Raw genomic sequence first — 24,537 nt, forward strand, 5'->3', positions numbered from 1 at the left:
CTCACGGCTCCCGGTACGTGTCGATGGCGATCATGTCTTTCTTGCCCTCCCCGGCCCCGACGCGGACGATCTCCATGGTGATCGGGAATTCCTTGGGCGCCCCAAACTGGTTTCCGGAGTTGATGACCCGCCGCACCTGAGCCTGCACCAACCACCAATAGCGGCCGTCCTTCGGTTTATGATCCAGAATGGCGCAGGGCTGGATCGCTTGCGTCGCCCAGGTCTGCGTGTTGTCCTCGACGCTCTTGCGTCGGTTCCGATCCCTGAGCGCGTTCAGGTACGCCCGCCAGGCAGGGTCAGTGAACCAGTCCTGAAGCTTGCGAAGCCGCATGTCGTAATCGCTGAAGCCGAAGGTGCCGATTTCCTGAACGCTTTCCGCACAGAACTGCCGCACGGTGGCCGGCGACACGTGCGGCTCCTCCAGCGTCGGAATTCGTGTCATGCGCCCGGTCGCCGAATCGTAGCCGATCACATTGTCGCGGCCCTTTGCGGCGTAATAGAAAACCGGGTACATGCCGACCGCGACCACGAGAGCGACGAGCAGTCCTTTGATTTGGCCGTTTTTCCTGTTGCTCTCATCCCGATAGAAGTCCCACCGCTCTTGCGCGGCGCCCAGTCCCTTCGGCGGCCCGTCCCCGCCACCTGGTCCGCTGCCCGGAGGCCGCGGCGCGGTCCGGCCCGCCGCACCCGTGGCGGCTTCGGCGGCCGCACCGTTCCTGGGCACCCCAGCCGCCGACGGCGCGCCAGCACCTCGCGCCACCCCCGGCGCATTCCCGCCGTTCGTACCACGCTTTGCGCTTGCTGCAACCGTCCGCAAGTTCGTCTCCTATAATAAGACCGCCGCCACAATATCGCCGCTACCCCTCCCCGTCATCCATTTTCGTATCCACCTTCCCTGCCGCCCGCCCTTGATGGCTTCCTCACCCGGACGCTCCATCTCTCCCCACTCCCCCATTGGGCTGCCACCGGTGCGCACGTCCGCGCCACAAGGGTCCAACCCACTGTATGCATCGGTTGTCCACCAACGCCACCGAGCCCTCAGTGCCACACCGCTCAGCTTGTGACCCACACATCGACGCTTTCCTCTTGACTGTGGGTCACACCCCAAGCATGCTCCACCCGTTAACGTCACACGCACTCTCTGAACTCAACCACGGGGATCATATGAACGGCGAGGACATGCGCGCGTTCCGCGAAAAACGCGGGGAAAACCAGAGCGAGTTTGCGTCTTGGATCGCGACCGCGCTCGGCCGCAAATACGAACGCACAATGGTCAACAAGTGGGAGAATGGCGTTACCCGTATCCCCGTCATTGTGGAAGATTTCCTGCACCGCAACGGCGTTGGCGCGTCGAAGCCGGGCAAGCGCGTCGTCGTTGCCATCGCTAACCAGAAGGGCGGCGTTGGTAAGACGACGGTCGCGGTCAACCTTGCCGCCAAACTTGCCCGCCAGGGCTTCCGCGTGCTCTTGATCGACGCCGATCCGCAGTCCAACGCCACGATCCACGTCGGGTGCGATCCGATCGCGGCCTTTGACGACCGCAAGTCGCTGCACCACGTCCTGCGCGAAGACGCCCCCATCTCCAGGTGCGTCGTGCCGGTGCTCGACAACCGCTTCGACCTTCTTCCCGGATCGCTGGAACTTACCGAGTTCGACTCCGCCATGGCGTCCGACGGCTTTGCGGGCTTGGGGTTGAAGAACAAGCTCGCCGAGGTGACCAACTACGACTTCATTGTCATCGACTGCTCGCCCAGCCTGACGATGCTGACCGTCAACGCCCTCACCGCAGCCGACGGCGTGCTCGTTCCCGTTCAGACCGAAGCCTTCGCTGTTACCGGCGTCCCCCAGCTCCTCAAGACGATCGACAAGATGCGGCGCAAGGGTAACCCGACCCTGCGCATCCTGGGCATGATTCCGACACTCTTCTCGGCACGCAATTCCCAGGACGTCGAAACGCTTAACGAGATCAGGGACGCCTACGGTGACAAGACCCGCGTCTTCGACCCGATCCCGCGGACGACCAACTACGCCAAATCAGCCAAGGGCGGCTACCCGCTCATCGACTACGATGACGACGGCGAGGTGACCCATGTATTCAACGCACTGAGCGAGGTCCTCGTTTCGATGTCGGTCGGCAAGGAGGTGGCCCATGCCTCCTAAGCTCCCGAAGAAGGTCGTTAATCCGGCGTTCCAGACCGCCGCCAGGGCTGATACCAACGTCAGCCATCTGTTCGGCACGTCGAGTGACTTCCCGCAAGTTGTCGAAATCAACCTCGCTGACATCGACACCCGCCCCGAGCAACCCCGTCGGCACTTCGACGGCGATGCACTCCGATCTCTCGCGGAGTCGATCAACAAACACGGTCTCCAGCAGCCTATTTTGGTCAGCCCGCAGTCCGGCGTCGCCGGGCAAGGAACCAGTAGGCGTTACACGCTCTGCGCCGGCGAGCGCCGCTACCGTGCCCATCAACTTCTCGGCCGAGACACCATTTACGCGGTTATCACCAAGGGTGACGCGGACGAGATTGCGCTGATCGAGAACCTACAGCGCGTTGACCTTGACCTCTTCGAAAAATCGGACGGCTTCGCCCGTATGACCGACTTCCGCGGCTACACCCACGAAGGTCTTGCCGAGGTTGTTGGCTACAGCCGCACGGAGGTGACGAGCATTCTGTCGCTCCAACGCCTCTCGCCGACCATCCGGAAGGAATGCGCCACCTCACATCGCGAGACTTCCAAGAGCATCCTCTTCGAACTCGCATCCGTTGCCGACCACGCCCAGCAGGAGGAATTGTGGACGAAGGTCAAGAACGGCATGAAGACTACCGAACTCCGTTCCGCCAAAAAGGCTTCCGCCACCTCACCTGGGATGTCGCCACCCCATCAGCAGTCGATCCTGCGCATGGTTTCCACCTCGCGCCGCTTCGTCCGCGAAATCGAAGCCGTCCACGCCGCCGTCCAGGCGAACGATGCCGCGCTCGATGATGCCCAACGCCAGGAACTCCAGCAAGCCCGTGATCTTATCGATCGACTTCTCGGGTCCGCGTCGTAAATAGCAGGGCTGGGGGGCGGCTATTGCCCGCCCCTCCTTCCTCTCACTTTGTCCGAATTCGGACAGCCGCACTCATCCCACCACTTCCCCCTCCGGCTCGTTCTCGCGCCCCCACAGCACTCATTGTCCGAATTCGGACATTCTACCGCCCGGCCAACGCGCAACCCTCGTGACGACACCGTTCCCGACGGTTCAATCTTTGTCCGAATTCGGACAGCCAACAGTTCCTTCTTCGGTGCCGCCGCCCCGACGGTGGCGCACTGAGCGCACCAGCGCTAAAAACGCCCCCACTCCCCTCACCTCTCACCTTGTCCGAATTCGGACAGAACGCGCACGTCGACATGGTCCGCACAGCGCAAATCGATTCAACTGAACGCCGGTGCCAGACGATGTGACAGACAAATCCTCAAAGTCGGCGCTCACCACGCGACCCGCTTCAAAACCTGCGGCGACACCAGAGCAAGCCATCTCTGAGCATGTCTGTTTCACACCCAGCCCCTACTCCGCAAACGGTTCGAGGTGGCCGCGAGCGCTACTTGGCGTGAGGGATAGGACCGGTCGACGCAAATCCTCCAGTGAGAACAGCGGTGCCGGGGACCAGCGGGGCGTCGCCACCCGCCGCGTCGGCGGCTTGCAAACATCGCGAGCGTGCAGTGGAGTGTTTCTGTCAGCGAGCATTGATGCAAGTCCTGGTCTGAATTGCGGCACCGGCGATGTCAGTGGGGAGCCGTGGGAAGACATTTCTGCACGATGGTGTAGCATTGGTAGAGCGACCAATTCCCGCTCGACGCAAGACCATAGACGAGTTGCTGGACCACGCCATTGCGCATCGTGAAGGTCGCCTCACAAACAGGGCTGCCTGTGTAAGTCCCGGAGGGCGATTGCCCATTGCCCCCCGAGGTTGGGGAGGAGTAGGTCCGGCGGCTTTGGTAGGTGAGGTGTTCCTGGCCGCCGGTCGCCGCCTGTCGATCGGGTAACCCAGCGCAGGACAGCAAGGTTGCCTTCGGCATGCCAACAAGAGCTCGTTGTGCGTTGAGGGCCTGATCGACACCGGGATAGGCGCAAGCGCCGAGGATCCCGATCATCACGAGCCATCGCCACCGTCTGCTCATCCCCGTTCTCTCCGCCAACGACACAACTGCTGGGCCGCTGTCGGTGCTGTGGCCCACGACTGGCGTGGTCTGGGTCACGAGCCATCCTGTCCATCCGACAGACATATCGTCGGGCTCGCCGTGGACGCTCGCCGCCGACAGCCAATTGGCGACGAGACTGCCCAAGGCCGGCCCACGGTGGCGCGATTATCCGAACCGGGCAGCGCGCGGCCAGTTCCATACGCTCGGCGACAAGTTTGCCGGTGGCATCAATTCTGGCGACGCTCAGTTGGAACACCCGAACGCGCTCGCCACACCAGCAATTGCAGTGAACCTATTGGCCCTCTGCACGGGCGATTAATGCCCATGCGGCCCTCCGGCTCAGCGGCAACGCGAGTACAAGTGGAAAGGCGGCTGTGCGAGGTGCCTATGCGGACCAAGCCTCGTGAAACAATGGGCAACATCTCTCGGCGGCATCTTCTTCAGGCCCTGGGAGTTGCCGCCGTAATGCCCGATATCCATTCGACCACGACCGGGCCAGGATTGTCCGCGGCGAAATCCATTGTTATGGTCCATGGGGCTTTCGCTGGAGCCTGGTGCTTTGAGGTGTTCCGCGGCGTGTTCCGCGATCTCGGCTGGACCGTCCACGACCCCGACCTGAAGGGGCACGGTGTGGCGGTGGGTACCGGCCAGGACTTGGTAGGCGTTGGTATGGCCGATTACCGGGCGGACCTAACGGCCTTCCTGCAGGGCTTCCCAGAGCCGCCGGTTCTGCTGGGCCACTCGATGGGCGGCGTGCTCGTCCAGCAGCTGGCCGCGGACGGGCTCGCCCGAGCGCTGGTCCTGGTCGATGCCGCGCCGCGCGCCGGCATTCTGCCCTCCACCGACAGCGAACGCACCGCGGCGCAAGGGTTGATGTCCCTGGGCCCCTTCTGGACGACCGTCGTCCACCCCAACTTCGCCGTCGCAGCCGGCGATTCCCTCAACGGCGTGCCCGCCGACGAGCGACGCGCAGTCTTCGACCGTTTCGGGCCGGAGTCTGGGCGGGCACTGTTCGAACTGTTCTTCTGGATGTTGGACCGAACAAAGGCCACGGCGGTCGATGTCGGGGCAGTGCGTTGCCCGGTCCTTTGCGTCTCCGGCCGCGAGGACCGCATCGTGTCGCCCGAAACGGCCCGCGCGTCCGTATCCGCGTTCCGCTACGGAACTTACCGCGAGGCGCCCGGCCATGGGCACATGCTGCTGGTCGAGCCCGGAGCGGCGGACATTGCCCGGTCCATCGCCGAATGGCTGCCCGTGTGATGGCAACGGCAAATGAGCGCTGAGAAAAGGCGCGCTTAAGCCTGTGTCGAAGAGTACTCGATTCTGCGCAAATCCGCTTTGCGGAACGGTTCATTCGCCGTTGGTATGAGGGGTCGGAATCCGGAGTGAAGTCGTACGCGTGGCAAGGAGGAGTCATAAAAAGGGGTGGACCCGGTTGGATCGGCTTCATTCTGCTGCCCATCCTGTGAGCGGTCTCAGCGTTCGGTCAGGCTCAGCGTTTCTCGATCATTGCGTGAGGCTTCTCAATCATAGAGTTACCGTTTCTCAATCATTGAGTTCGGTCTCTCAAACGTTCCGGTAGCGACCACCGCCATCTATACGAAGAACGCAACAGCGCGACCATTGTAACGCGCGTTACAACGCACGTAGGCGAGAGCGCATGAGAGCGTCCAAACGTTCCATCACCCGCGACAAGGCGTTATCGGATCAGCGGCAAGCAGCGTGAGCCATCTGAGGCGCGTTGATGTCCCGTGGTGCCCATCAATGCCGCGCGCTCAGAGTCCATAGGGCATGCACCGGATCGGTCAGGGGTGATCGTCGCGCCCATGTCAGGGTAGGGCAGGGCGCCTCCCCTTGTGCCATTCCGTTTCGGCACGCGGCGAAGCCATGGGCGCCATGACGAGGGCCGGCCGGGTCATCGACCCCCGAGCGGACCGGTGCGCGCGTTCCACGACGCCAAATACACGGTCTTCCACCGCATGCACGCGGACCAGCTGGCGCATCGCTCGCTTATGGCCGGCCCATGACAGCCGAATGATGGGGTTCAGGCCGCAAGGCGAGCGATTTCGGCCTTCGCGCCATTGATCGACTGGGCGCGCTGCTCCTCGCCAAGCGCCACCCCCTCTGCGCGAACGAAGGTGATGTCGGTGATCCCAAGGAAGCTGAAGAAGCCCGACAAATAGGTTTCCTGGTGGTCAAGCGCCGCTGCCTGCGAACCGGGGCCGTACACGCCACCGCGCGAGGATGCGATGATGACCTTCTTGCCGCCGGCGAGTCCCTCGACGCCGTTTTCGGTGTAGCGAAATGTCCGCCCCGCGACGGCAAGCCGGTCGATCCAGGCCTTGAGCTGGCTTGGGACGCCGAAGTTGTACATCGGCGCGCCGACGACGACGATGTCCGCGCCCAGGAAATTGTCCAAGGCTTTCCCACTGGCCTTCACATCCTCGCGCAGCGCGTCGTCGTCGGGGACGGCGCCCTGTGCCGCAGCGAGATGCGCGCCGGTGAGATGCCCAATTGGCGCGGTCGCGAGATCGAGGCGGACGACCTCGATCTCCGGATGCCGGCGGCGTTCCGCCTCAACGATCGACGCCGACAATTCGCGACTCACCGAAGCGAGGCCGAGGATGCTCGAGTCGACATGGAGAAGCTTCATGGGTGTGTTTCCTTGTTGGAGCATCGGAGAGGACCTGAGGAACGAAAGGGCCGAGGTCATTGACGGTGCGAACGTAGCGTCGCGTTGGTTAGCGCGATAGCCTATGGATTTCGATACTATCCATCGTTATGCTCGATGGATGCTCGACGGCGTTTCCTTGGACCAACTCCGCACCTTCGTGGCTGCGGCTGATTCCGGCAGCTTCTCGTCGGCAGGCCGGCGCCTTGGCCGTGCGCAGTCGGTTGTCAGCCAGACAATGGCGAATTTGGAGGGGCAGCTTGGCGTCAAGCTGTTCGACCGCTCCGGTCGTTTGCCGCTTTTGACCGAGGCTGGTCGGGCGTTGCTGGCCGACGCCCGGGCGGTTTTGCACCGCATGGACGCGTTCAAAGTGCGTGCCCGTGGCCTGTCCGAAGGGCTCGAACCGGAACTGTCCGCGGCGGTCGACGTCATGTTTCCGATCGAGCTTCTCACACGCGCAGTGACGGACTTCCAGACGGCGTTCCCCGACACGCCGCTGCGCATCTATGTCGAAGCCATGGGGGCGGTCCTCCAGCCGGTCCTTGATCGGCGGTGCGCCATCGCAATCTCCGGATCATTGCCTCTGGTGCCCTCGGAGCTGAGCCAAGATCGCCTGCTGGCGGTCGGCATGGTGATGGTGGCCGCGCCCGCGCACCCGGTTGCGGCGTTGCCCGCGCCAATCTCGTCAAAGGCTCTGGAAGGGTTCGTGCAGCTCGTCCTGACTGACCGGTCGAAGTTGTCTGAAGGTCGCGATTTTGGTGTCCTTTCTCCGAAGACGTGGAGGCTTGCGGATCTCGGCGCCAAGCTGTCCTTCCTGCGCGCCGGGCTCGGATGGGGCAGCATGCCCCATTGGCTGGTCGCGGACGATCTCGCGGCGGGAACACTGGTGGAGCTTGCGATCGAGGATTGGCCCACCGGCTTCAAAATGCCTATGTTCGCGGTCCACCGCTCCGACGGTCCGCCCGGTCCGGCGGGGCGATGGCTGATCCAGCGCCTGAAGGCGTTGGCTAGCGATTGCGCCGAGCACGACGCCGACACGCTCCCCGAAGACGGCACCGTGCGCACGTCGACATCAAACACATCGGAACAACGCACGGCTTGAGGTGCGCGATCAATCGTCGACGATATACGGACGGAACCTCGACAAGACCATGTCGATCGCTTAGAGCTTGTTCGTAGCAGGGTCGTGCCAGCTTGTATTGGTTGGGGTTCTACTTTGAGCTGAAGAGGGGAGTTGCTCCGGCGGGGAGGTATGGTACACCTGCCGCCCGTGTTACGACCGCTTGGACCAGCACTCTACGGGTATCCTAACACGACGTTGCCCATCGGAACCGCACAGCCATGGTCATTCCTGCGCGCACTCGCAAGCCCCACTCGGACGTCACCCACCACCGTTCAGTCATTGCCAAAGCCCACCGGCGGTACAACGCTGGACCCCACGCCCCCCCCCGGCACGAGCATCACCCGCTGCCCGGCTCCCCGGCTCCCCGGCACGCTTGTGCCCTGCGCCGCTTGCTTCTAGCCCCTTACGCTCCGTCGCGCACAAAGGGTTGGCGCAAGTTTTCAACGTTTGGGCACTCCAGGGTGCCGGTCACACGGCCGCACCACACCGACCCTTACATGCCCGCCCTCGCAACCACCATCCCCATCGCCTGACCGACATCTGTCTTCGTGCCGGTCTGAACGCTCTCCCAATCAGTACGGATCGTTCCGCTCTTTCTCTCCAGCACCGTCCTTGGTCACCATCCTGCCGGACCTTACCCGGCTGCATCGCCGGCGGCGAAACGTGCAGCGCGCCCAGCGATCAAGACAACCGCTCTGTGCGAAGCGCTGTGGAAGCAGCCCGGCCGCCCTGCGGTTCGTCTCCTAACCTCCCAACACTCTGTCCAGACGACCATCACCGTCCCCGTCGCCCCATGAGCAACACATTGCCGTCCCGCGTCACCAGACCTGAGGGGCAGGACAGCCGGTTCGGGATCAGGTCCGGGTTGAGCCGCACGAAGAGGGGAGGGGAGGGGAGGGCGCCAGAAATGCCGCCCGACGTTCCCGCCATCTGATTTCTTCTTTTTGCCTACGATTTCGCGCGATACACTCAGGTCTCTCCTCATCCCTTCTGCCGGAGCCGTCCCATGGACACCCTGCTCGACCTCCTTGATCTCGACGCCCTCGAATCCGCCGCGACTTCGACGGTCACCTTTGGTCCGCGCCTGAGCCGCCCGATCTACGTCGACGGCTACGACACGAGTTCGATGGATCCGTCGCAGCATCACATTCTGTTCCGCTGGGTCAACGACACGGAAAGCAGTGTGGCGCCGATGAAGATGTTCCTTTCCGCGGACGACCCGTCGGCTGGCAACGCGGACCCGACCAAGCGGCGCCCGTCCATCCAGGATTTCGAGTCCAGGGAACTCGCCCACGCCATCGACACCAACAACATGCCGGTGATTTTGGCGTTGCCGCAGGAAACGAACGCCAAGTGTTTCACACGGCTGGGCGGCATCATCCTGGCCGATCGGCTGCGTGAAGTCGATGGAGGGTGGGAGGCCCGCTGGCTCGTGCCGATCCGCCAGTCTCACGACGACAGCAAGCACAACGCCTTCCTCGGGTGGACGAACATCCACAAGCGGCCGTCGGGCCGCGGCTACGACGTCGAATGCCTTCTCGAGCCGAACGCGACCCTCGTGACCACCTTCGGCGACCTGGTCAACGCCATGCGAGCGGCCTTTGCGGACGCCACGTTCGGCCGGCCGGGCGTCTACCTGCGCCTTTTCCAGGTTGCGGACGACGGTGCGCGGACGTTCAAGTTCATCGTCGGCGCGACCAAGGACAGCACGGGCCGCATCGACCGCCGCGATAAGAAACTCGCCACGAACGAATGGACGCTGCGTACGATCGACGAGGCCATCGCGGACTTCCTGGGTACCGACGCCGGCAAACTTTTGAACAAGTCGTCCTGGGGCGGCAAGGTGGCGATCGAGGTCATCCCGCTGATGACCCTCCAGTTCGGTGAAAAGAGCATCCGCTCCATGACCCCGGATGTCCCCTACACGATCACGAAGACGGCCGCGGGCGAACCGGCGCAAGGCGGGCCCTCGGCACTCCACGGCTACAGCAACTCCACCGTGCGCCTGACCGCCGTATTTGAGCAAGGAGCCTCGCAGCCGAAATATTACATCGTCAGCCGCGCGCAGCCGATGACGGGTGAACTCTTTTCTCTGCGCGACTTGCCCACCGAGCATTACAACCCGGGCGCGGCGGCGACCTTCCCGGTTTACCCCAAGCTGGACAAGCCCGCTTACGACGCCAACTCCGCGCTGGAAGGCGAATTCAAGGTTTGATACCGGCCGGGCACACAGTGGGCCAACCCACCGCGGCGGGCTTGTTCAGGCCCGCCATTCTTTTTTTCTTGGCAATGTTGCAGCCGTCGACCGGGCGTGGTACGGCCCCAAACACACGGTGTCCGTAACCAGCAGTCCGTCCTTTCATCCGCCACAGCGTATGCGCGTTCCTTTCGGCCGCCCTGGCCGGCTTCGCCGGCCCGTTGTGCAACGGCGCGAGACGCAGGTGCCTTGGTGCCTGTTGGCCATCAACGGGCGGCCAACCGCAAGCGGTCCCACACGCGGGCGATTGGCCTCACGCAGTCCGAGAGGGCAGGGGAGGAATGAAAACACAGCGATGTGGTTCACCACGCCCTGCGCACGACCACCAGCGCTTTGAATGGATGTCCGTCACAGGCTTCGCGTCGCCGAGCACCGGCCTGGAGATCTGGTTCCTGACCGCCACCGTCAACACCGCGCTGTCCAGCGCGCTGCACGCCGCCTTCGCCCGGGAGGTTGGCGCCGGCGGAGCGACGATGGCCCATGACGAACGAACCGATCGCCAACCAGCACTTCGACACCCTGGTCGAGCTCGATGACACGCTCGCCGATCACGGCTGTGCCCTCGCCGATGATCCCGACCGCATCACGGCCGAGACGCTCTTCCATTGGTGGCCCGCCTTTGCCTAAAATGCCCTCATGGGGAGACTTCAGGCGCCGGCCGTATGAGCCAGCACTCGGTGGGTGATATGACGCAGCTTGTATCCAGCGGTACCGTTCCGCGCAGCCGAGGCTGGCGCCGGACCAGTCCACGCGAACGCGCGCAGATGTCGGTCGGCCGCGAGACACGGGCGCGCGTCGACGCCCGGACCGTGGTGCGCTGGGAGGGTCTGGCGGATGCCGTTCCGGCGCGAACCGAACGCTCGGGCTCGGGCCAGCCGGATCCGGCGGACCAAAACCGCCTGAGAAGGGCAGGGGGTGATCACGTCGTGGTCGGCCGGGACGAGAGCGCCGCTCACCTCCGGTTACGAAGGGCACGGCTTGCGCATCGGCGCGGCCCGGGATCGCCGGGCGGCCGGTCTCGACCGCGCGGGACGGGCACAGGGCGACCGGCGGGATTTTCGACGCCTGCCCGCCAGAGACACCGCTCCTTTGGAGCGCGCCCCGCCGCACCGTGGTCCGGATCGTACGGGTTCATGGCCACGGCGCCGAAAAGGTGTGGCGGCGCTGAGGTCGAGGCGGTGCGCGTTTCTGCTGGCGTGACGACGTCAGATTAGCCCCGGATCAGACTATGCTGTCGACCATCGTTAAGCGTATCCGTGGCTGGGGCGACGTCCGGAACGCGCTTTTATCCCCGGCCGGCATCACGGCCGGCAGCCTCACGTTCGCCGCCATGGTGTTGGTGGGCTGTGGGCTTTACGCGTGGTACAGCCGGGACGCCTACGTCCACCGGGCCGAAGCGTCCCTCCTGAGTGTCACGCGCGCCTTGGAACATCACGCTGCGCGTTCGTTCGCCGCGGCGGATCGCGTGCTCCGCGCGGTCGTGGCGCAAAGTGAGGGGCGCGACCCCACAGCGATCTGGCCGAAAGAGATGCAAGCCGTCCTCGCGGAACGGGCGGCGGCGTCCTCCATTGTCTTGAACATGATCGTTCTCAACGCCCAAGGCGACGTCGTTGCCGATTCCGACAGCTTCCCACCCCGCCGGATGAACGCCTCCGACCGTCCCTACTTCGTCGCGCACCGCGACGGTGACGGCGAGGGGCTTTACATCTCCGCGACGTTCAAAAGCCGCCTCACCGGGAGGGTCGTGTTCGGTATGAGCCGCCGGCTGTCCGATGTCGACGGGCGGTTCGCCGGGGTGGCCCTCGCCATCATCGACGCGGACCATTTTCACACCCTCTACACGGGGCTGAACCTCGGCTTCGATGGCACAACCGCGCTGCTGACCACAGCGGGGGACGTGCTGATGCGGCACCCCTTCACCGAGGATCTGGTCGGGCGCAACGCCGGCCAGGCGCCGCTCTTCACCGCGCATCTGCCCAAAGCGCCGGAGGGCTCCTTCCAGGTCACGAGCATCTTCGACGGCACCCGGCGCTTGGCCGCATACAAGCGGCTGGACCGTTTGCCGCTCGTGGTCACCGCGTCCTACACGCTGGATCGCGTGCTCGACGACTGGCGCCGGACCATGCGGCTGGCTGGCCTGCTGGCGCTGTTGCTGGCCAGCGGCTGCGCGCTCGGCGGCATGGCGGTCGCGCGTGAGGTGTCGCGGCGGCGCCACGCCGAGGGCGCGGCGCGCGAGGCCTTAACCACCGTGGAAAAGGCTTTGGAGGAGGCGCACAGCGCGCGCCTTGTGGCTGAAGCCGCCGACCGCAGCAAGTCCAACTTCCTGGCGATGATGAGCCACGAGCTGCGCACCCCGCTCAACGCGATCATCGCGCTGTCCGAGTTGCTCTCGATCGAGAGCCGCCAGCCGTCGCGGGCGGAAGCGGCTGAGTATATCAACGATATTCGGCAGAGCGGGACGCATTTGCTCGCGCTGATCGATGACATCCTCGACCTGTCCAAGGTCGACGCCGGACGGTCCACGCTCGATCTCCAGGCGGTCGATCTTGGAGAGATCGTCGCGGCGGCGGTTCGTGTGGTGAACGGACAGGCCGCCGCGAAAAGGGTTGAGGTGCGCGTGCCGGCGCCCGCGTGGCGAATCGTCCTGTTCGCGGACCCAACGAAGCTTCAGCAGGCCTTCATCAACGTGATTGGGAACGCCGTCAAGTTCACCGATGCGGGCGGCACCGTGACGGTGATGACGAGCGCGAGCGAGGATTGGGCCCGCGTTCTGGTGGTCGACACGGGCATCGGTCTGTCGCCGCAGGACTTGGCGCACGTCTTCAAGCCGTTCTGGCAAAGCGACCGGACGCCATCGCGTCGCCATGGCGGCACCGGCCTGGGCCTGGCGATCACCAAGCGCCTGCTGGACATGCACGGTGGCGACATCCGCCTGGTGAGCGACGTCGGGAGCGGCACGAGCGCGGAAATCCTGATTCCGCGGCACGACGTGACGACGCTCACACTCGCGGAAGGGAGTGCTTGACGGCGCGGCCCCACGCGCGTCGGCCATACCGGAAGAGGTCGGCGTCCCCGCGTCATCTCAGGCGGTCAGGACGGGCCTGCTGGGCGTGCGGCCACCACGTGGGGGAACCTTGACATCAAGGCCTCGGTTAAGCTCACATGCGGCCGGAACGTTTGAGGAACACGCCACGATGGACGAGGACGAGCCGCGGCCGGTGTGGGCCGGGTCCAACACAGACGAGGGCGACTTCAACGGCGCACCAATCATGTATGTGAGCGCCTGGTGCGGGGTGTGCGCTGACACGGTCGACGCACACCTGGGGCTGGACCCTCGGCCGTGCCGGTGCGGGGCATCCCTCGTTGAGATTGTGGGCGGTGGCCAGCGGTGGCGGCGGGGCGGCCCAGCACGCGACCTGGGGGCGATCTTGGGGCGTCGACCGGAGGAGGCGCCGCGCGACGGGGCGCGCGTTGTCGCCTGGATTGCCGGCGTCCGACGCGTGGCCGACAGCCGGTGGGAGGGCGGCGGTTGGCGGATGCGCGGCCCGGATGGTTGGGAGCGGGTGGACGGTGACCTAATCGCCTGGCTGCCACGATCGCTGGAGGCGGACACCGAAGAGGTGTTGTGACCGATTGACCTCGCCCACCCACGCGCGGTGGCACATCAGCTGCGGCGGCGCGATCCTGCAATCGATGAAAGCAAGCCGCCAGTGTCGAGGCGCTCGGCTGAGCACGGTTGGGCATCAACCGGCGTTGAACCAGACCGAACTGTGAAAGCCATGGGACAGCACCTCCCAGGCGCGTTTGGCCGTCGGCAGAGAAAGCGTCTCCGGCAAAGCGACCGCCCAAACCTCAACGCCGAGCGGTTCCCCGACCGGCAAAACGACGACCGAAGGGTCAAGCAACTCCGAGAACGTCGGCAGCAAGGAAATGCCGGCTCCGGTCAGCGTGACACGGTGTAACGCCGAACTGGTCGACACCGTCACCACCGGCCCATTGGCTCCGGTCGCGGCGATGTCCGCCCACCGTGCGAACGACGGGAGAATGGTGTAGGCGCTGTGCTGGAGGATTGGGCGCCGCGCCAAGTCCGCCACGGTTTGTGGAGCGCCGTTTGCCTCCAGGTAACCGCGCGACGCCGCCGGGCGGAACTGCATGAGGCCGAGTTTGCGGGAGACGTAGTCGCTCGTCTTGGGGATCGGCGCGCCAGGCTGGACCAGGATCACTTCGATGTCAGCGGGCGTGCCCAGTGGCAGGAAGCTCACCGGCGGCAAGGCATCGGAGAACCGCACGGGGCACGTCGGCGGCGCGAAGCCGGAGGACAGCGGCGCGAGGATGTAGGAACTGAGGCCTTCCGGAGCGCTGATCGTGACCGGGCGTTGCACGGCACGCCCAACGCCACTCACCGCGTCATCGAACTTGACAACGGCTTCCATGACGCTCTCCGCGGCGGCGACCACTTGCCGCCCGGCCTCGGTCAACTCTGTGCCCGTGGTTCGTTTGAGAAACAGGGGGATGCCGGCCGCTTGCTCCAACTCGCTCATCCGCCGGCTGACGGTGGATTCCTTGATCCCAACGATCGAGGCGGCGCGATTGAAGGATCCGCTGTCGGCAATCGCCATCAACAGCCGGATTGTGGTCAGATCGGTCGCCACCGCCGTACCCTCCCCCATGCACAACCGCACCGCCCCCAGTGGGGGTACGATCGTACTCTACCGCGGCATACCATCGTGTGCACACAGCAATTCGCAGCGAGACGCCGCAATGCCCGACGGTTCTTTCTTCCTCTCAGAGACCCCTGCCACCGCTGTTTCGGCAACGAGCACGTCGCGCCGGTACAATCACATCCGCGTGCAGGTTGCCCGCGGCCATGACGACCTCATGGCCTGCATGGTCATTCGCGCGACGGTTTGGCTGACTATGCCGGGAGCCGTCTATTCTGAGCATTACGACGAGAATGACTTCTCCTGCACGCATTTGATCGTGTTCAGCGGTGACGAGCCGGTGGGAACGCTGCGTCTGCGCTGGTTGCGCGACGAAGCCCGCTTTGAACGCCTCTCCATCCGTGAGGAGCACCGCAGCCTCCCCGTGCTGCGGCGGCTGGTTGAGTTCGCCCTGGACCTTATTGCGGCCAAGGGCTACACCCGCGCTTCGGGCATGACGCGCGAGCGCGGGCTGAAGTTTTGGGACCGGCGTGGTGCCAAGGTTGTCGGCGCGCCGGTGCCGTACCACGGCGAGGCGGTTGTGCCGATACAGATCCATCTGACGGAGACCGCGCATCCTGCTCTGGCCGCCGGCCCGGGACACCCGGCGTATGAGGCGGCGCTGTTGCTGCCGGAATCGCGGCTCATGGAGCGCCGTTCCGTCTCGCGGGTGGCGGCATGACGATCCGCATCGATCTCGAAGAAAGCGCCTTACACAGCCGCCGCCTGCGCGTGCCTGGGCGTGAGACCTCCGTGCGGCTGGAGCAGGGCCTGTGGGACGCTTATGACGCGGTCTGCCGCGCCACCGGGTGCCCCCGCAACGCGCTCGCCAGCCGCATCGAAGCGCGCCGCGACCGGGCGCTTGGCCTGACCAACGCCGTGCGCCTCTTCATCGTCGAATACTGGCGCGCGGCGTGCGATGACCGCGACGCGGAGCCGATGACGGTTCTGGATCGGGCTCTGACGGCGATCAGTCCGAAGGCGACAGGCGCGGTCGAGGCGGCGGTGATGCGGATGCGGGATCGCTTGGCGCCGGAGATGACACCGCGGCGCATCGCTCTGGTCTTGGAGCTGTCGCGCGACCACACCGACGTGGTCACCCTGGCCGCCGCCGCCCGTTCGCAATGGGGCCGCCTGGCGCCGTGGGAACCGCGGTCGGATGTCCTCGCCGGGCAAGCCCTGCGCGACTTGCTCCACATTGTGGTCACACCCGATAGCGCCTTGCAGTGTCGTCCGCATTGACTGTATGACCGATGGTCGGCCGTTCGGCGGGCCATCGCCATACCTTTTCGATACCACGGCACCGGTGTTCGACGCGCCCGCCAACCCGCTGGCCTTGGCCAACGTGAAAGTTATTCATTTCGGCGGTGATAAGTTCAAGGACGACGGCCGCTTAGATTTCGACATCGTTCGGACTGCAGCGGACGGCAACGACCTTGGTCGTTAATGTCGTCCTTCACGACCCTCGGTCCGTCCCGGTTGTTGTTGCGGTTGAGCCCGCGCCAGAGCCATGCCGTCCACCTCGTTCCGATGACAGCACGCCGTTGGCTGCAGTATGCCACCGGAGTCCGGCTAAAACGCTCGTCCGTGATCGCGAGTTTGTGGATTTCGGGCGCGAGGACCTGTGGGCGGTCAGCCTCAGCCCTGCCCGCCGAGGCGCAGGAGCGGAGCATCGTTCTCGTCCGCGCTTAGGCGCTTTACGCGACGCTGGCGCGTCTCCGTCGCCTGCGTGGGGGAGACCGGCACGAAGCCGTCGGGCCGGTTTCCGCTGCCCGCAATCGCCTGCAGGACCGACGCATTGGCCGCCTCCAACTGTTTGGCGCGGCGCAACTGGGCCATGAACTCCTTCGACGGCGTCATGATGTAGGTGATGTCGTCGATCCGCTTGCCCTGCTTGTCAAAGTCCTTTTCGACGCGGTCCAGGATGCCCTCTTCGACCAACGCGTCGACTGCGGCGGTCACAACGCGCAGCGTGTCGCGCCGACGGCTCCACTCGTTCATCCCGCTGTACTTGACGATCTCGTCCGCGGTGAGCGTCACCGGTTGGACGTCGCAGGCGAACAAGGCCCCAATGTCGCTGGCCTCGCCGTACTCGACCGATAGGCGGTTGTAGAGCCAGCGCGAGACCGGGCTCTTCAATTTCATCAGCCACCGGTAAGAAACCGGCTGGAACTCCAGGTTTCGGATCGCCGACGAGACCAGCGGATTGAACTCCAGGAAGGTCTCCTCGGTGGTCTCTTCCTCTTCCGCGGGATCGGAGCGCCCGCGGATCGCCATCACCGGGAACGCCGTCGATTCGAGCAGGTTCGACCCGCGCCCGGGCTTGCGGCCCGCGTCCGGGCCCCTAGAAATGATGATGCGGGCGCGGGCTAAGACGTCCAGCGCCTCGCGGATGTTGGTCAAATCGAGCGTGCGGTTCACGGCCCGGAGTTCCCGCTTAATCTCGTACAGCGAGAACCGCATCTGGACCTTGTCCCGGTTCTCGCCGGCCAGCGACAGGCGCGAGCGGTCCATGGCCAGCCGCCGGATCACCTGTTCTACGATCTGCTCCCGTTCGCCGGGGAAGACCTCCACCTCGACCATCGTCGACGGGTCCTGTGCGGTGGCCGGAACGGCCGCGTCACCATCCTTCTTCGGCGGCGCGCGGTAGATGCGGGCGGGTTGCAGCGTCAGCCGGTACGACCGCCCCTGGAAGACGAAGTCTCGGTGCACCGACTTGACGAAATGGTCCTTGGAGGTCTGCACCTCGCCAGCGGCGACTTCGTCACGACCGCTTGGGCCGCGGGCTGGGAAGACAAAGCGCGGCGCGACATCGTACATCGCAATCAGATGGGACTGGGAGCGGTCCTCGTGCTCGAACAGCACCAACTGCGCCGCTGTGGTCGATGTCTTGCTGTTGCTCATGCGTGCCTCCTGCCCATGACCATACAGACCCGGGCCGACCCCCGGCAAGCACACCCCTCCGCCGGCCGCCTTCGGAGGTGTCGTAAAAACTCGCGGTCCTGTCGTGACAGCCCGCGATCATAGCGTAAAAACTCGCGATTCTCTGGACGGCGTCCTAGCGACCGGACCTGTTGGAAGGCCCGGCGCACGAATCGAGGAACACCAGCCTACCCGTGTTCAGCAAATCGCGAGTTTTCCCGACATGTGCCTGGGGCGCTATTCCTCTCGGTCGGCGGAGATGGCCTCAACAGCGGGTTTTTACGACATCCACGTCATCGGAGGCCGGCGGTTGACCCGCCTTGGGAGGATCGCGAGTTTTTCCGACACGGGCCGATGACGGCACCACCGGCCACCACCATACCGCGGGTTTTTCCGACATGCTGGCCCCGCAGGCCTTGGCGTCGCGGCCAACCGCGGGTTTTTCCGCCATGGCCCCCTTACGAACCGAAGCCCAATCGCGAGTTTTCACGACAGGGGCGCTGTCCACCGCTGTGGCGCCAATCCCGGACCGTCTGGGAGGAATCGCGAGTTTTCACGACATTCCACTGGAGGTCCCGTGGTTCCGCTGGGCACACCCACCGGATGGTCCAGCACCCCATGTTCCGATTCGGGAGGGAACCGCGAGTTTTCGCGACAGGGTCGCGGGTTTTTCCGCTCCATTCGCGAGTTTTTACGATCCATGCGCGGGGGCGAACGACATGTCTGGAAAACCCGCGATTCGCCTCGACGCCGGGACATGAGGAATCCTGCTCCACAAGATCGCCGGCCTGTCCGGCTCCACACCTTGGGGAATTTCTCGATGCCAACCACAAGCGTTGCCGATCTGCCCGATACTGGGCGTTGGGGCCGCATCCCGGCTTGGTGGCTGGAGCACCCGGACCTGGACGCCGACGGCTTCGCCGTCCTGGCCGCCTTGGCCACCTTCGCCGACGAGACCGGCCTGTGCTGGCCATCGCAGTCGACCTTGGCCGCCAAGCTGAAGCGCTCGCGCCCGACGGTCAACCGCATCCTACAAGGGCTCAGGGACATCGGTCTGGTGAGCATCGAGCATCGCCGCGGCCGCGACGGCGCCCGCCTGTCCTGCCTGTACCGCCTGCGGTTCGTCCAGGAAGGGGAGGGGGCTTTGGAGACTGCCGAACGCGCTGTGCGGACCGCCGACAGGGATGACTCAGTCACGAACGCCCCCTGTCCCCCACCGAGTCAGGAACATCTCCATCCTGAACAGATTCCAGACTCGCTCGCTTCGGGCGGGCGCGAGCCGGTCCGCGATGTGCCCGCGGACTGGATGCCAACCGCCGACGACCTGGCCTGGGCGCGGGGCCGCCATGCCGAGGTCGACCTCGGCCGGCACGTCGAGGGCTTCATCCTCCGCTGTCAGGCCCACGGCTACCGCTACCGCGACATCTCCGCCGCCTGGCGCGCCTGGCTGGCCCAGGACGCCGCCGCCGGCAAGGCCCCGGTCCTCCGCAACGCGCCCTTCGCCGGCGTCTTGGCGGTGCCCCCGAGCCGCACAAGGGAAACCGCCGCCGAGCAGCGCTTCAACGCTTGGGCCGCGGCCGCCGCCGAACTGCGCCAGCGCGCCGCGGCAACATCCACGTCCTGGTCGTGAGGTCCGCAATGCCCGCCCCGAACATCACCGCCTTCCCGAGCCCCCGCTCGCCGTTGCCGTTCGACCCGGCCATGCCCGCGGCCGACCGCCACGCCCTCCTGATCGGGGCCTTGCCGCCGCCGCTCCGGAACCTGTTGGCCGACGGCCATGTCGAGCGCCGGCCGCGCTTCTCCGATGACGGTTTCGACGGCATGACCGAGACCTGGTTCCCGCCGGCCGGCGTGACGGGGCAGCTCGCCGCCATGGCGCAGCGTGCCTTGGACGATCTCGTGATGACGGCCCTGGCCCCGGCGCCGACGGACTACGTCCTTGCGCGGGTGTTTGCCCTGCTCAGCCATTTCCCAGCGAAAGGCATGACACCCGACGCCGAGCGGCTGGTGGCGCTGGACTGGGCCGAGGATCTCGGCGAGTACCCGGCCTGGGCCATCGACGCCGCGGCGAGGGCCTGGCGCCGGACCAAGAAGTGGCGGCCATCCATCGCGGAGATGCGGGCCTTGTGCAACGATTTCTGCGCCGGCGAGCGCCGGCTGGCCGAGCGGCTGCAGGCGGTTGTTCAGGCCGGTCGGCAGGATCGGGCGCGAGCCGGAGAGGTGACGGCGCTGTCGGCGGGGGCGATCCGGCGGATGTGGTGAAGGGCAGGGGGTGGTCAGGTACTGCGCCCATCAGGCAAACGCGACTTCCGCCTCCGTCGGTTTCGGCGTCTCGACCTCAATGCCGAACAGTGCGGCCACGCAATTCGGAAGGAGGAACCCCTCGAACGCCACGGAGAAAGGTGTCCGTTTCAGCGGATGACCAGACCGCTGAAATGCCACACCTCCGATTTGCACCAGCTTTCCGGTCCAGTCATTCTTGGACATTTCATTCGTTCTGTGGACCAGCCGGCATTGTGCCGAATATCGCCGGACCAAGCCACAGCATGATGGCCGCTCGGTGTCTATTCAATGACCACCCGCATGGCGAACGCGCCAGCAGTGGTGAGCGGCAAGCCAACCGAGCCGCCACAGCCACGATCGCCCCTTTTCACGACAGGCTGAATGTCAGCTTCTGACCCAAAGAGGACCGTCGTTCAGGCCGGCAAAGCGCCACGAGCAAGACCCAAGAACTAGTAGGCGCCTCTGTGACCGCTCACAAACGCAGGCGTCACGGAACAGGAAGAGCTACAACGTTCTTCGCACCAAAGAGCTGAGCTGTCGCCTCCAACGCATTTTGGTTCAGCGTTTGAGTGGCGAGCACCGCGAGCCGCTTTTTTGGTCGCGAAAGCGCGACATAGAAAAGGTTCCGGGCGCGCAAGAAACCCGCTTGATCTTTGGAGGGGATAACTCTGGCATGGAGGAGGTCTAAAAATTTCGGCCAGTTGTAGTGGTTCCAGCCACCGCTCAAAATAACGAGTACATTCTCGAATTCTGCCCCTTTGACGCTGTGTTGCGTCGCAAACGGAGTGAATCCGTTAATGAATTCAACAAGTACGACAAGTTCTTTGTAGGCGACGTTCCGAAGCTGACGCTGACGCTTCAGCGAATTTGACTCGCCCTCCGTCTCTTCAGGGCCAAGCATGTCAATCTCATTCTCTCGGTCAAACACTCTGCTAGAAAGCCGGGGACGTTTCGTTTCCTTTAGAAGGTTGAGTACTTCGCCGATGGTCCCATTTTCACGTAGTGCGATAAGCTGATCCAGCTGAGTACGCCATTCAACCTTCTCAACCAAATTTTGTATTGTTGGCGCCCCGCCCATGAAGCGGAACATCTCGCCGAAATTCCCGGATAAATAAGCGTTACAAATCGGCTCAACGGTGTCTGCAAGAAATGCGATTGTGGCATCTTCTTTTTTGGAAAACGCTTCTTTATGTTCGAATATATTAGCGAGATTAGGATAGCCACGCTCGGCGGCAATGGCATTGTGCGTCAACATCAAAATCTTGGTCCGAACAGGATCGAAATCCCACCCCCCTTCCTTAAGTGTAATCTTGAGACTGTTGATGAACTGAGCGGACACCTCCTGCGGTAGGTCCTGCTTTCCGTTCCGAGAGTCGATACGTTCCCCGGAGTAAGAGTTGCAGTGGAAGAACCGGGCTTCTCCCTGAGCGGCTTCGTCGTTCACTGCCTGCTTCAGCTCAGGGCGAAGCTGATTGAGGACATTAACAATGACCGGTGCCGAGCGGAAATTCGCGCCCTTATCAATAGTTTTAACATTTGGGAAGTCAGCAAGCTGATAGTCTTTACGGTAGATTGTTTGCCAGTGATCTCCAAAGAGCCCAACAATCGGCCCGTTTTCAGTCGCGAAAAAATTCTCCGACAAAGAATTCATTATCAGCGGGTCCGTATCCTGATACTCGTCGATGAAAAGAATGGGATATATGCTCTTAAATATTTGACGAAATTTTTTATTCAATAGCAGCTCAGCAAGGAACTTTGGCACGTCGTCGTGGTGCAGGCTGATCCGCTTTTCATCAATGCCGAAGAAGCCGAGATTATATTCAACGACCTGATCATGAATACCGCCAGCAGTCTCTATTATCTCGCGCTTTGCCTCCTGTGCAGCGACCATCGTTCGAAGTTGCTTCTGAAAGCGGGAGATAAAGGACCAGCTGAAACCGTGAATGGTGTTCACTAGAATCGCAGGATGTTCTTCGATCTCTTGAGCGATCTCGTTCCGGGCGACCTCAGTATAAGTGATGCAGGCGACCTGCTGGCCTGCGTGCATCAATCCGGGCCCCCGCTCGGCGATCAGCTTCTTAAGCGCTGCTACCAAGGAATAGGTCTTCCCTGCGCCTGCGCCCGCCTCCAGTCGGAAGCTCTTGCCCTCTTCCAGACATTTCTCAAGACGCTGTTGCGCCTGCTGGGCCGCTAGCACGGCTGGCGATGGTGCTGCCGTCGTCATGCTGCAACTACCTCAAGTTCATCTTCCGAAACGATGGGAGGCGGCTCGTCTGGGGGCGGGGGCGGCTCGGACAGCCACATTAACCCTTCTCTTATATACTTCGGTACGCTCCAATTTTCCTCTCTGATTGCGTACTTGATCGCCTCCTCGGACTTTCTAAAATCCTGCGCCATTTCCCACGCTTTTACAGCTGCGGTCGCGTCGTTCGCGATGCCAAAGTCGGTGAGATTGGCTAGGATCAGGGCGTCCTCGTAGCTTCTCGCGCAATGCTCTGAGCCATCCTCAGGCATTTGGTAAGCAATGCGGCAGAACCGCTTAGTTTTGTCTTGGACGGTCTTTGCGATCAGAGCTTCGATAGAGACATCCGAATCGCCAAACCACGCCTTCAGTGCAGCGTTTGACGTGCGTTGTCCCTCGGCGCAAGGGCATTTCTTCCATCGCGATTCAACCAGCTTCACCGCGTCAAGGTCCGTGATGACAAGTGTCTTCAGCTCCAAAAATTCGAGAAGAGGATAGAACACCTGCGCGTGTGCGCCCCCGGCCTCAATCGTCGTGATGTACTGGCGGGCCAGCTTGCTCTCCGGCAGCAGGTCCATATCCACAAGCTTCACGATTCGCGGCATCAAAATCCGCTCAGTTGCGCCTTCAACGATAATGGCTTTGTCGGCAAAGTATAGATCGCACTTCGTGAGCGTCATATACTGCTGGAGGAAGCGGCGATCCTCCGAACTTATCGCTTCGGCGCCTCTTCGGAAATCCTTCACCTTTGTTCGACGAATACCCTCGTGGGCGGTTATTTCATTGAAGAAATACCGAATGGCGTCGAATTGAGCCGCGTTCGCGAGATGCGACGAATGAGTAGAGACGATGAACTGTACCCGCCATACGGGTTCCTGCGGGTACTTCTGCGAAAGCGTTTTGACCGCTTCGTTCAACTGCCCGATGAAGACTTCCTGCATCTGCGGGTGAAGATGAGCCTCTGGTTCCTCAATGAAGACAAGGTGCGTTCCTGGGCGCATCGCGGAGCTACGATATGCTTTATGCAGTGCTTCGAGCTGAAGCAGGATATAGATGAGATTGCGGGTCCCAAGCCCGTTGTATCCCTCGGGCAAGTGAACCCCGTCCACACCTGTATAGAGGATGCGGGTGTTGTCGGTCAGAAGGCTTTCGACGTTAATGGTGGTTTGCGGTCTCAGCTCTGTATCGTTCAGGCTTGGAAAGCCAAACGTGTTCAAAGCCGGCAACAAATCCTTCAAGCGTCCGTCAAATTCCTCCTGCATTACTTTTTCGAGTTCGAAAACTGATGACTTTAGTTCTTCGGCAATCTGCTGATCAGAAGTTGGCGCAGTAAAAGTATTTGCAGTTCTGAATAGTTTATTGAGTAACTTTCCGATCACGTCGGTATCACCACGTTTCCCAATATCAAGCGTCCGCTGCGCTTTGACAAAGCCCGTATGAATGAGGGCCATGAGTTCTGCTGATTTGTCAAAGGCTCGGCGATTATTTTTATCCGTCGGGTCGATCGCGAATGTTTTGATCGAATAAGTCCTTGGAATCGCATCTCGCAGATGATGGAAAAGCGCTTCGGCAAGGTTCTCGCCATCCTGAATCTCGGGGAGATCTAGGAGCGCGGAAAGAGTGTTCAGGGAGGGCGAGTATTCGATACGTGCAATCGCTGTTGAACAGTTGGGATCGAGGTCAATGATAAACGGTGACAAGGGCCCAAGATCCCCAGCGTTTTGATCATAGGAGAAGGTCAAGGTCAGGGCGATGACAGGCAACTCCGCAAGAATGGTGTCGGGAGTGCTTTCTCTTGCGTCGCGGAGTTTCTTGGCAGCAAGGAACTTCGGTCTGACCGTAGCCGCGAAATCCTCCAGTCGAAAGCGACCATTCTGTTCGCCAAGGAAGCGATCGAACACGTCGGTGAGGGAGGTCTTCCCGCTATTGTTCCGACCGACGATCACTGTCGCATTCGGTTCGACGGCGATCTCCACGTTTTCGAGCAGGCGGAAGCCTTCGACACGTACGCATATCAATTTGATCATATTACCCCCCCCTTAATAGGGATACCCTATTGCGAGGAGCATACACTTTCAAGGTCGTTTCCGGAATCTTTTATACAATTCACAAAAGAACCAATGCAGAACTTTCCCGGATATCTGATAAGCGAGA

Annotated in this window: 21 protein-coding genes; 13 read left to right on the forward strand and 8 right to left on the reverse strand. The window is 63.0% G+C overall.

Going from position 1 to position 24,537, the window contains the following annotated elements; translation table 11 throughout:
• Nucleotide 1: 1 nt before the first annotated feature.
• Nucleotides 2–817: a DotI/IcmL/TraM family protein gene (locus M2351_RS24835; protein ID WP_264658749.1), complete on the reverse strand. Its 816-nt coding sequence runs from the start codon at nt 815–817 to the stop codon at nt 2–4.
• Between the two features lie 347 nt (nt 818–1,164).
• Here M2351_RS24835 and M2351_RS24840 point away from each other — a divergent pair, with 347 nt between their 5' ends.
• The gene (locus tag M2351_RS24840) at nt 1,165–2,160 is read left to right on the forward strand and encodes an AAA family ATPase (RefSeq protein ID WP_264658750.1); all 996 of its coding nucleotides are present in this window, start codon (nt 1,165–1,167) and stop codon (nt 2,158–2,160) included.
• Nucleotides 2,150–3,052, forward strand: a complete 903-nt coding sequence (locus M2351_RS24845; protein ID WP_264658751.1) for a ParB/RepB/Spo0J family partition protein — start codon at nt 2,150–2,152, stop codon at nt 3,050–3,052. The genes M2351_RS24840 and M2351_RS24845 overlap by 11 nt, the downstream gene beginning before the upstream one ends.
• Nucleotides 3,053–3,768: 716 nt before the next feature.
• On the opposite strand, the gene M2351_RS24850 is transcribed toward M2351_RS24845, so the two are convergent.
• Nucleotides 3,769–4,137, reverse strand: coding sequence for a hypothetical protein (locus tag M2351_RS24850; protein WP_264658752.1), 369 nt, complete (start codon nt 4,135–4,137; stop codon nt 3,769–3,771).
• A 513-nt stretch (nt 4,138–4,650) separates the two neighbouring features.
• Here M2351_RS24850 and M2351_RS24855 point away from each other — a divergent pair.
• Entirely contained in the window at nt 4,651–5,445 is a 795-nt protein-coding gene (locus M2351_RS24855) for an alpha/beta hydrolase (protein ID WP_264658753.1), read from the forward strand.
• A gap of 784 nt (nt 5,446–6,229) precedes the next feature.
• Here the strand turns inward: M2351_RS24855 and M2351_RS24860 are convergent.
• A complete protein-coding gene (locus M2351_RS24860; protein WP_264658754.1) occupies nt 6,230–6,838 on the reverse strand; it encodes an FMN-dependent NADH-azoreductase in 609 nt (202 codons plus the stop codon).
• A 103-nt stretch (nt 6,839–6,941) separates the two neighbouring features.
• Here M2351_RS24860 and M2351_RS24865 point away from each other — a divergent pair, with 103 nt between their 5' ends.
• From M2351_RS24865 to M2351_RS24885, 5 genes are all read left to right on the forward strand, one after another.
• Nucleotides 6,942–7,958 (forward strand): LysR family transcriptional regulator, encoded by a 1,017-nt coding sequence (locus M2351_RS24865; protein ID WP_264658755.1) that lies wholly within the window; start codon nt 6,942–6,944, stop codon nt 7,956–7,958.
• A 1,027-nt stretch (nt 7,959–8,985) separates the two neighbouring features.
• Nucleotides 8,986–10,194 (forward strand): hypothetical protein, encoded by a 1,209-nt coding sequence (locus M2351_RS24870; protein ID WP_264658756.1) that lies wholly within the window; start codon nt 8,986–8,988, stop codon nt 10,192–10,194.
• Between the two features lie 522 nt (nt 10,195–10,716).
• Nucleotides 10,717–10,863 carry a hypothetical protein gene (locus M2351_RS24875; protein WP_264658757.1) on the forward strand — a complete coding sequence of 49 codons (147 nt, stop codon included), beginning with the start codon at nt 10,717–10,719 and terminating at the stop codon, nt 10,861–10,863.
• 601 nt (nt 10,864–11,464) lie between these two features.
• Entirely contained in the window at nt 11,465–13,261 is a 1,797-nt protein-coding gene (locus M2351_RS24880) for a cache domain-containing sensor histidine kinase (protein WP_264658758.1), read from the forward strand.
• Nucleotides 13,262–13,664: 403 nt separating this feature from the next.
• Nucleotides 13,665–13,865: a hypothetical protein gene (locus M2351_RS24885; RefSeq protein WP_264658759.1), complete on the forward strand. Its 201-nt coding sequence runs from the start codon at nt 13,665–13,667 to the stop codon at nt 13,863–13,865.
• Nucleotides 13,866–13,979: 114 nt separating this feature from the next.
• On the opposite strand, the gene M2351_RS24890 is transcribed toward M2351_RS24885, so the two are convergent.
• Nucleotides 13,980–14,888 carry a LysR family transcriptional regulator gene (locus M2351_RS24890; protein WP_264658760.1) on the reverse strand — a complete coding sequence of 303 codons (909 nt, stop codon included), beginning with the start codon at nt 14,886–14,888 and terminating at the stop codon, nt 13,980–13,982.
• 109 nt (nt 14,889–14,997) lie between these two features.
• Here M2351_RS24890 and M2351_RS24895 point away from each other — a divergent pair, with 109 nt between their 5' ends.
• From M2351_RS24895 to M2351_RS24905, 3 genes are read left to right on the forward strand one after another with little or no spacing between them, the layout of a single operon-like run.
• Complete coding sequence (locus M2351_RS24895) at nt 14,998–15,618, forward strand: GNAT family N-acetyltransferase (RefSeq protein ID WP_264658761.1); 621 nt, start codon at nt 14,998–15,000, stop codon at nt 15,616–15,618.
• Nucleotides 15,615–16,178 carry a ribbon-helix-helix domain-containing protein gene (locus M2351_RS24900; RefSeq protein WP_264658762.1) on the forward strand — a complete coding sequence of 188 codons (564 nt, stop codon included), beginning with the start codon at nt 15,615–15,617 and terminating at the stop codon, nt 16,176–16,178. Before M2351_RS24895 ends, M2351_RS24900 begins: the two co-directional genes overlap by 4 nt.
• A 4-nt stretch (nt 16,179–16,182) precedes the next feature.
• Nucleotides 16,183–16,383 carry a hypothetical protein gene (locus M2351_RS24905; RefSeq protein WP_264658763.1) on the forward strand — a complete coding sequence of 67 codons (201 nt, stop codon included), beginning with the start codon at nt 16,183–16,185 and terminating at the stop codon, nt 16,381–16,383.
• Nucleotides 16,384–16,574: 191 nt separating this feature from the next.
• Here the strand turns inward: M2351_RS24905 and M2351_RS24910 are convergent, their stop codons facing one another.
• Nucleotides 16,575–17,840 carry a plasmid replication protein gene (locus M2351_RS24910; RefSeq protein WP_264658764.1) on the reverse strand — a complete coding sequence of 422 codons (1,266 nt, stop codon included), beginning with the start codon at nt 17,838–17,840 and terminating at the stop codon, nt 16,575–16,577.
• Nucleotides 17,841–18,678: 838 nt separating this feature from the next.
• On the opposite strand from M2351_RS24910, the gene M2351_RS24915 reads away from it, so the two are divergent.
• Together M2351_RS24915 and M2351_RS24920 are read left to right on the forward strand one after the other, a co-directional pair.
• Complete coding sequence (locus tag M2351_RS24915; protein WP_264658765.1) at nt 18,679–19,488, forward strand: helix-turn-helix domain-containing protein; 810 nt, start codon at nt 18,679–18,681, stop codon at nt 19,486–19,488.
• A gap of 8 nt (nt 19,489–19,496) precedes the next feature.
• Nucleotides 19,497–20,120 (forward strand): hypothetical protein, encoded by a 624-nt coding sequence (locus tag M2351_RS24920; protein ID WP_264658766.1) that lies wholly within the window; start codon nt 19,497–19,499, stop codon nt 20,118–20,120.
• A gap of 30 nt (nt 20,121–20,150) precedes the next feature.
• Here M2351_RS24920 and M2351_RS24925 read toward each other — a convergent pair whose 3' ends face one another.
• From M2351_RS24925 to M2351_RS24935, 3 genes are all read right to left on the reverse strand, one after another.
• The gene (locus M2351_RS24925) at nt 20,151–20,345 is read right to left on the reverse strand and encodes a hypothetical protein (RefSeq protein ID WP_264658767.1); all 195 of its coding nucleotides are present in this window, start codon (nt 20,343–20,345) and stop codon (nt 20,151–20,153) included.
• A gap of 283 nt (nt 20,346–20,628) precedes the next feature.
• Complete coding sequence (locus M2351_RS24930) at nt 20,629–22,365, reverse strand: UvrD-helicase domain-containing protein (protein WP_264658768.1); 1,737 nt, start codon at nt 22,363–22,365, stop codon at nt 20,629–20,631.
• Complete coding sequence (locus M2351_RS24935) at nt 22,362–24,410, reverse strand: ATP-dependent nuclease (RefSeq protein ID WP_264658769.1); 2,049 nt, start codon at nt 24,408–24,410, stop codon at nt 22,362–22,364. Before M2351_RS24935 ends, M2351_RS24930 begins: the two co-directional genes overlap by 4 nt.
• Between the last annotated feature and the right edge of the window lie 127 nt (nt 24,411–24,537).

This window comes from Azospirillum canadense (assembly GCF_025961225.1).
Lineage (GTDB): Bacteria > Pseudomonadota > Alphaproteobacteria > Azospirillales > Azospirillaceae > Azospirillum > Azospirillum canadense.

Excerpts from the sequence above, each read along its gene's own strand:
- M2351_RS24860 (WP_264658754.1), bottom strand. The coding sequence starts at position 6,838 with ATGAAGCTTCTCCATGTCGACTCGAGCATCCTCGGCCTCGCTTCGGTG.
- M2351_RS24865 (WP_264658755.1), top strand. The coding sequence starts at position 6,942 with ATGGATTTCGATACTATCCATCGTTATGCTCGATGGATGCTCGACGGC.
- M2351_RS24855 (WP_264658753.1), top strand. The coding sequence starts at position 4,651 with ATGCCCGATATCCATTCGACCACGACCGGGCCAGGATTGTCCGCGGCG.
- M2351_RS24870 (WP_264658756.1), top strand. The coding sequence starts at position 8,986 with ATGGACACCCTGCTCGACCTCCTTGATCTCGACGCCCTCGAATCCGCC.
- M2351_RS24895 (WP_264658761.1), top strand. The coding sequence starts at position 14,998 with ATGCCCGACGGTTCTTTCTTCCTCTCAGAGACCCCTGCCACCGCTGTT.
- M2351_RS24840 (WP_264658750.1), top strand. The coding sequence starts at position 1,165 with ATGAACGGCGAGGACATGCGCGCGTTCCGCGAAAAACGCGGGGAAAAC.
- M2351_RS24920 (WP_264658766.1), top strand. The coding sequence starts at position 19,497 with ATGCCCGCCCCGAACATCACCGCCTTCCCGAGCCCCCGCTCGCCGTTG.
- M2351_RS24925 (WP_264658767.1), bottom strand. The coding sequence starts at position 20,345 with ATGTCCAAGAATGACTGGACCGGAAAGCTGGTGCAAATCGGAGGTGTG.
- M2351_RS24850 (WP_264658752.1), bottom strand. The coding sequence starts at position 4,137 with ATGATCGGGATCCTCGGCGCTTGCGCCTATCCCGGTGTCGATCAGGCC.
- M2351_RS24880 (WP_264658758.1), top strand. The coding sequence starts at position 11,465 with ATGCTGTCGACCATCGTTAAGCGTATCCGTGGCTGGGGCGACGTCCGG.
- M2351_RS24930 (WP_264658768.1), bottom strand. The coding sequence starts at position 22,365 with ATGACGACGGCAGCACCATCGCCAGCCGTGCTAGCGGCCCAGCAGGCG.
- M2351_RS24935 (WP_264658769.1), bottom strand. The coding sequence starts at position 24,410 with ATGATCAAATTGATATGCGTACGTGTCGAAGGCTTCCGCCTGCTCGAA.
- M2351_RS24915 (WP_264658765.1), top strand. The coding sequence starts at position 18,679 with ATGCCAACCACAAGCGTTGCCGATCTGCCCGATACTGGGCGTTGGGGC.
- M2351_RS24910 (WP_264658764.1), bottom strand. The coding sequence starts at position 17,840 with ATGAGCAACAGCAAGACATCGACCACAGCGGCGCAGTTGGTGCTGTTC.
- M2351_RS24905 (WP_264658763.1), top strand. The coding sequence starts at position 16,183 with ATGACCGATGGTCGGCCGTTCGGCGGGCCATCGCCATACCTTTTCGAT.
- M2351_RS24900 (WP_264658762.1), top strand. The coding sequence starts at position 15,615 with ATGACGATCCGCATCGATCTCGAAGAAAGCGCCTTACACAGCCGCCGC.
- M2351_RS24845 (WP_264658751.1), top strand. The coding sequence starts at position 2,150 with ATGCCTCCTAAGCTCCCGAAGAAGGTCGTTAATCCGGCGTTCCAGACC.
- M2351_RS24875 (WP_264658757.1), top strand. The coding sequence starts at position 10,717 with ATGACGAACGAACCGATCGCCAACCAGCACTTCGACACCCTGGTCGAG.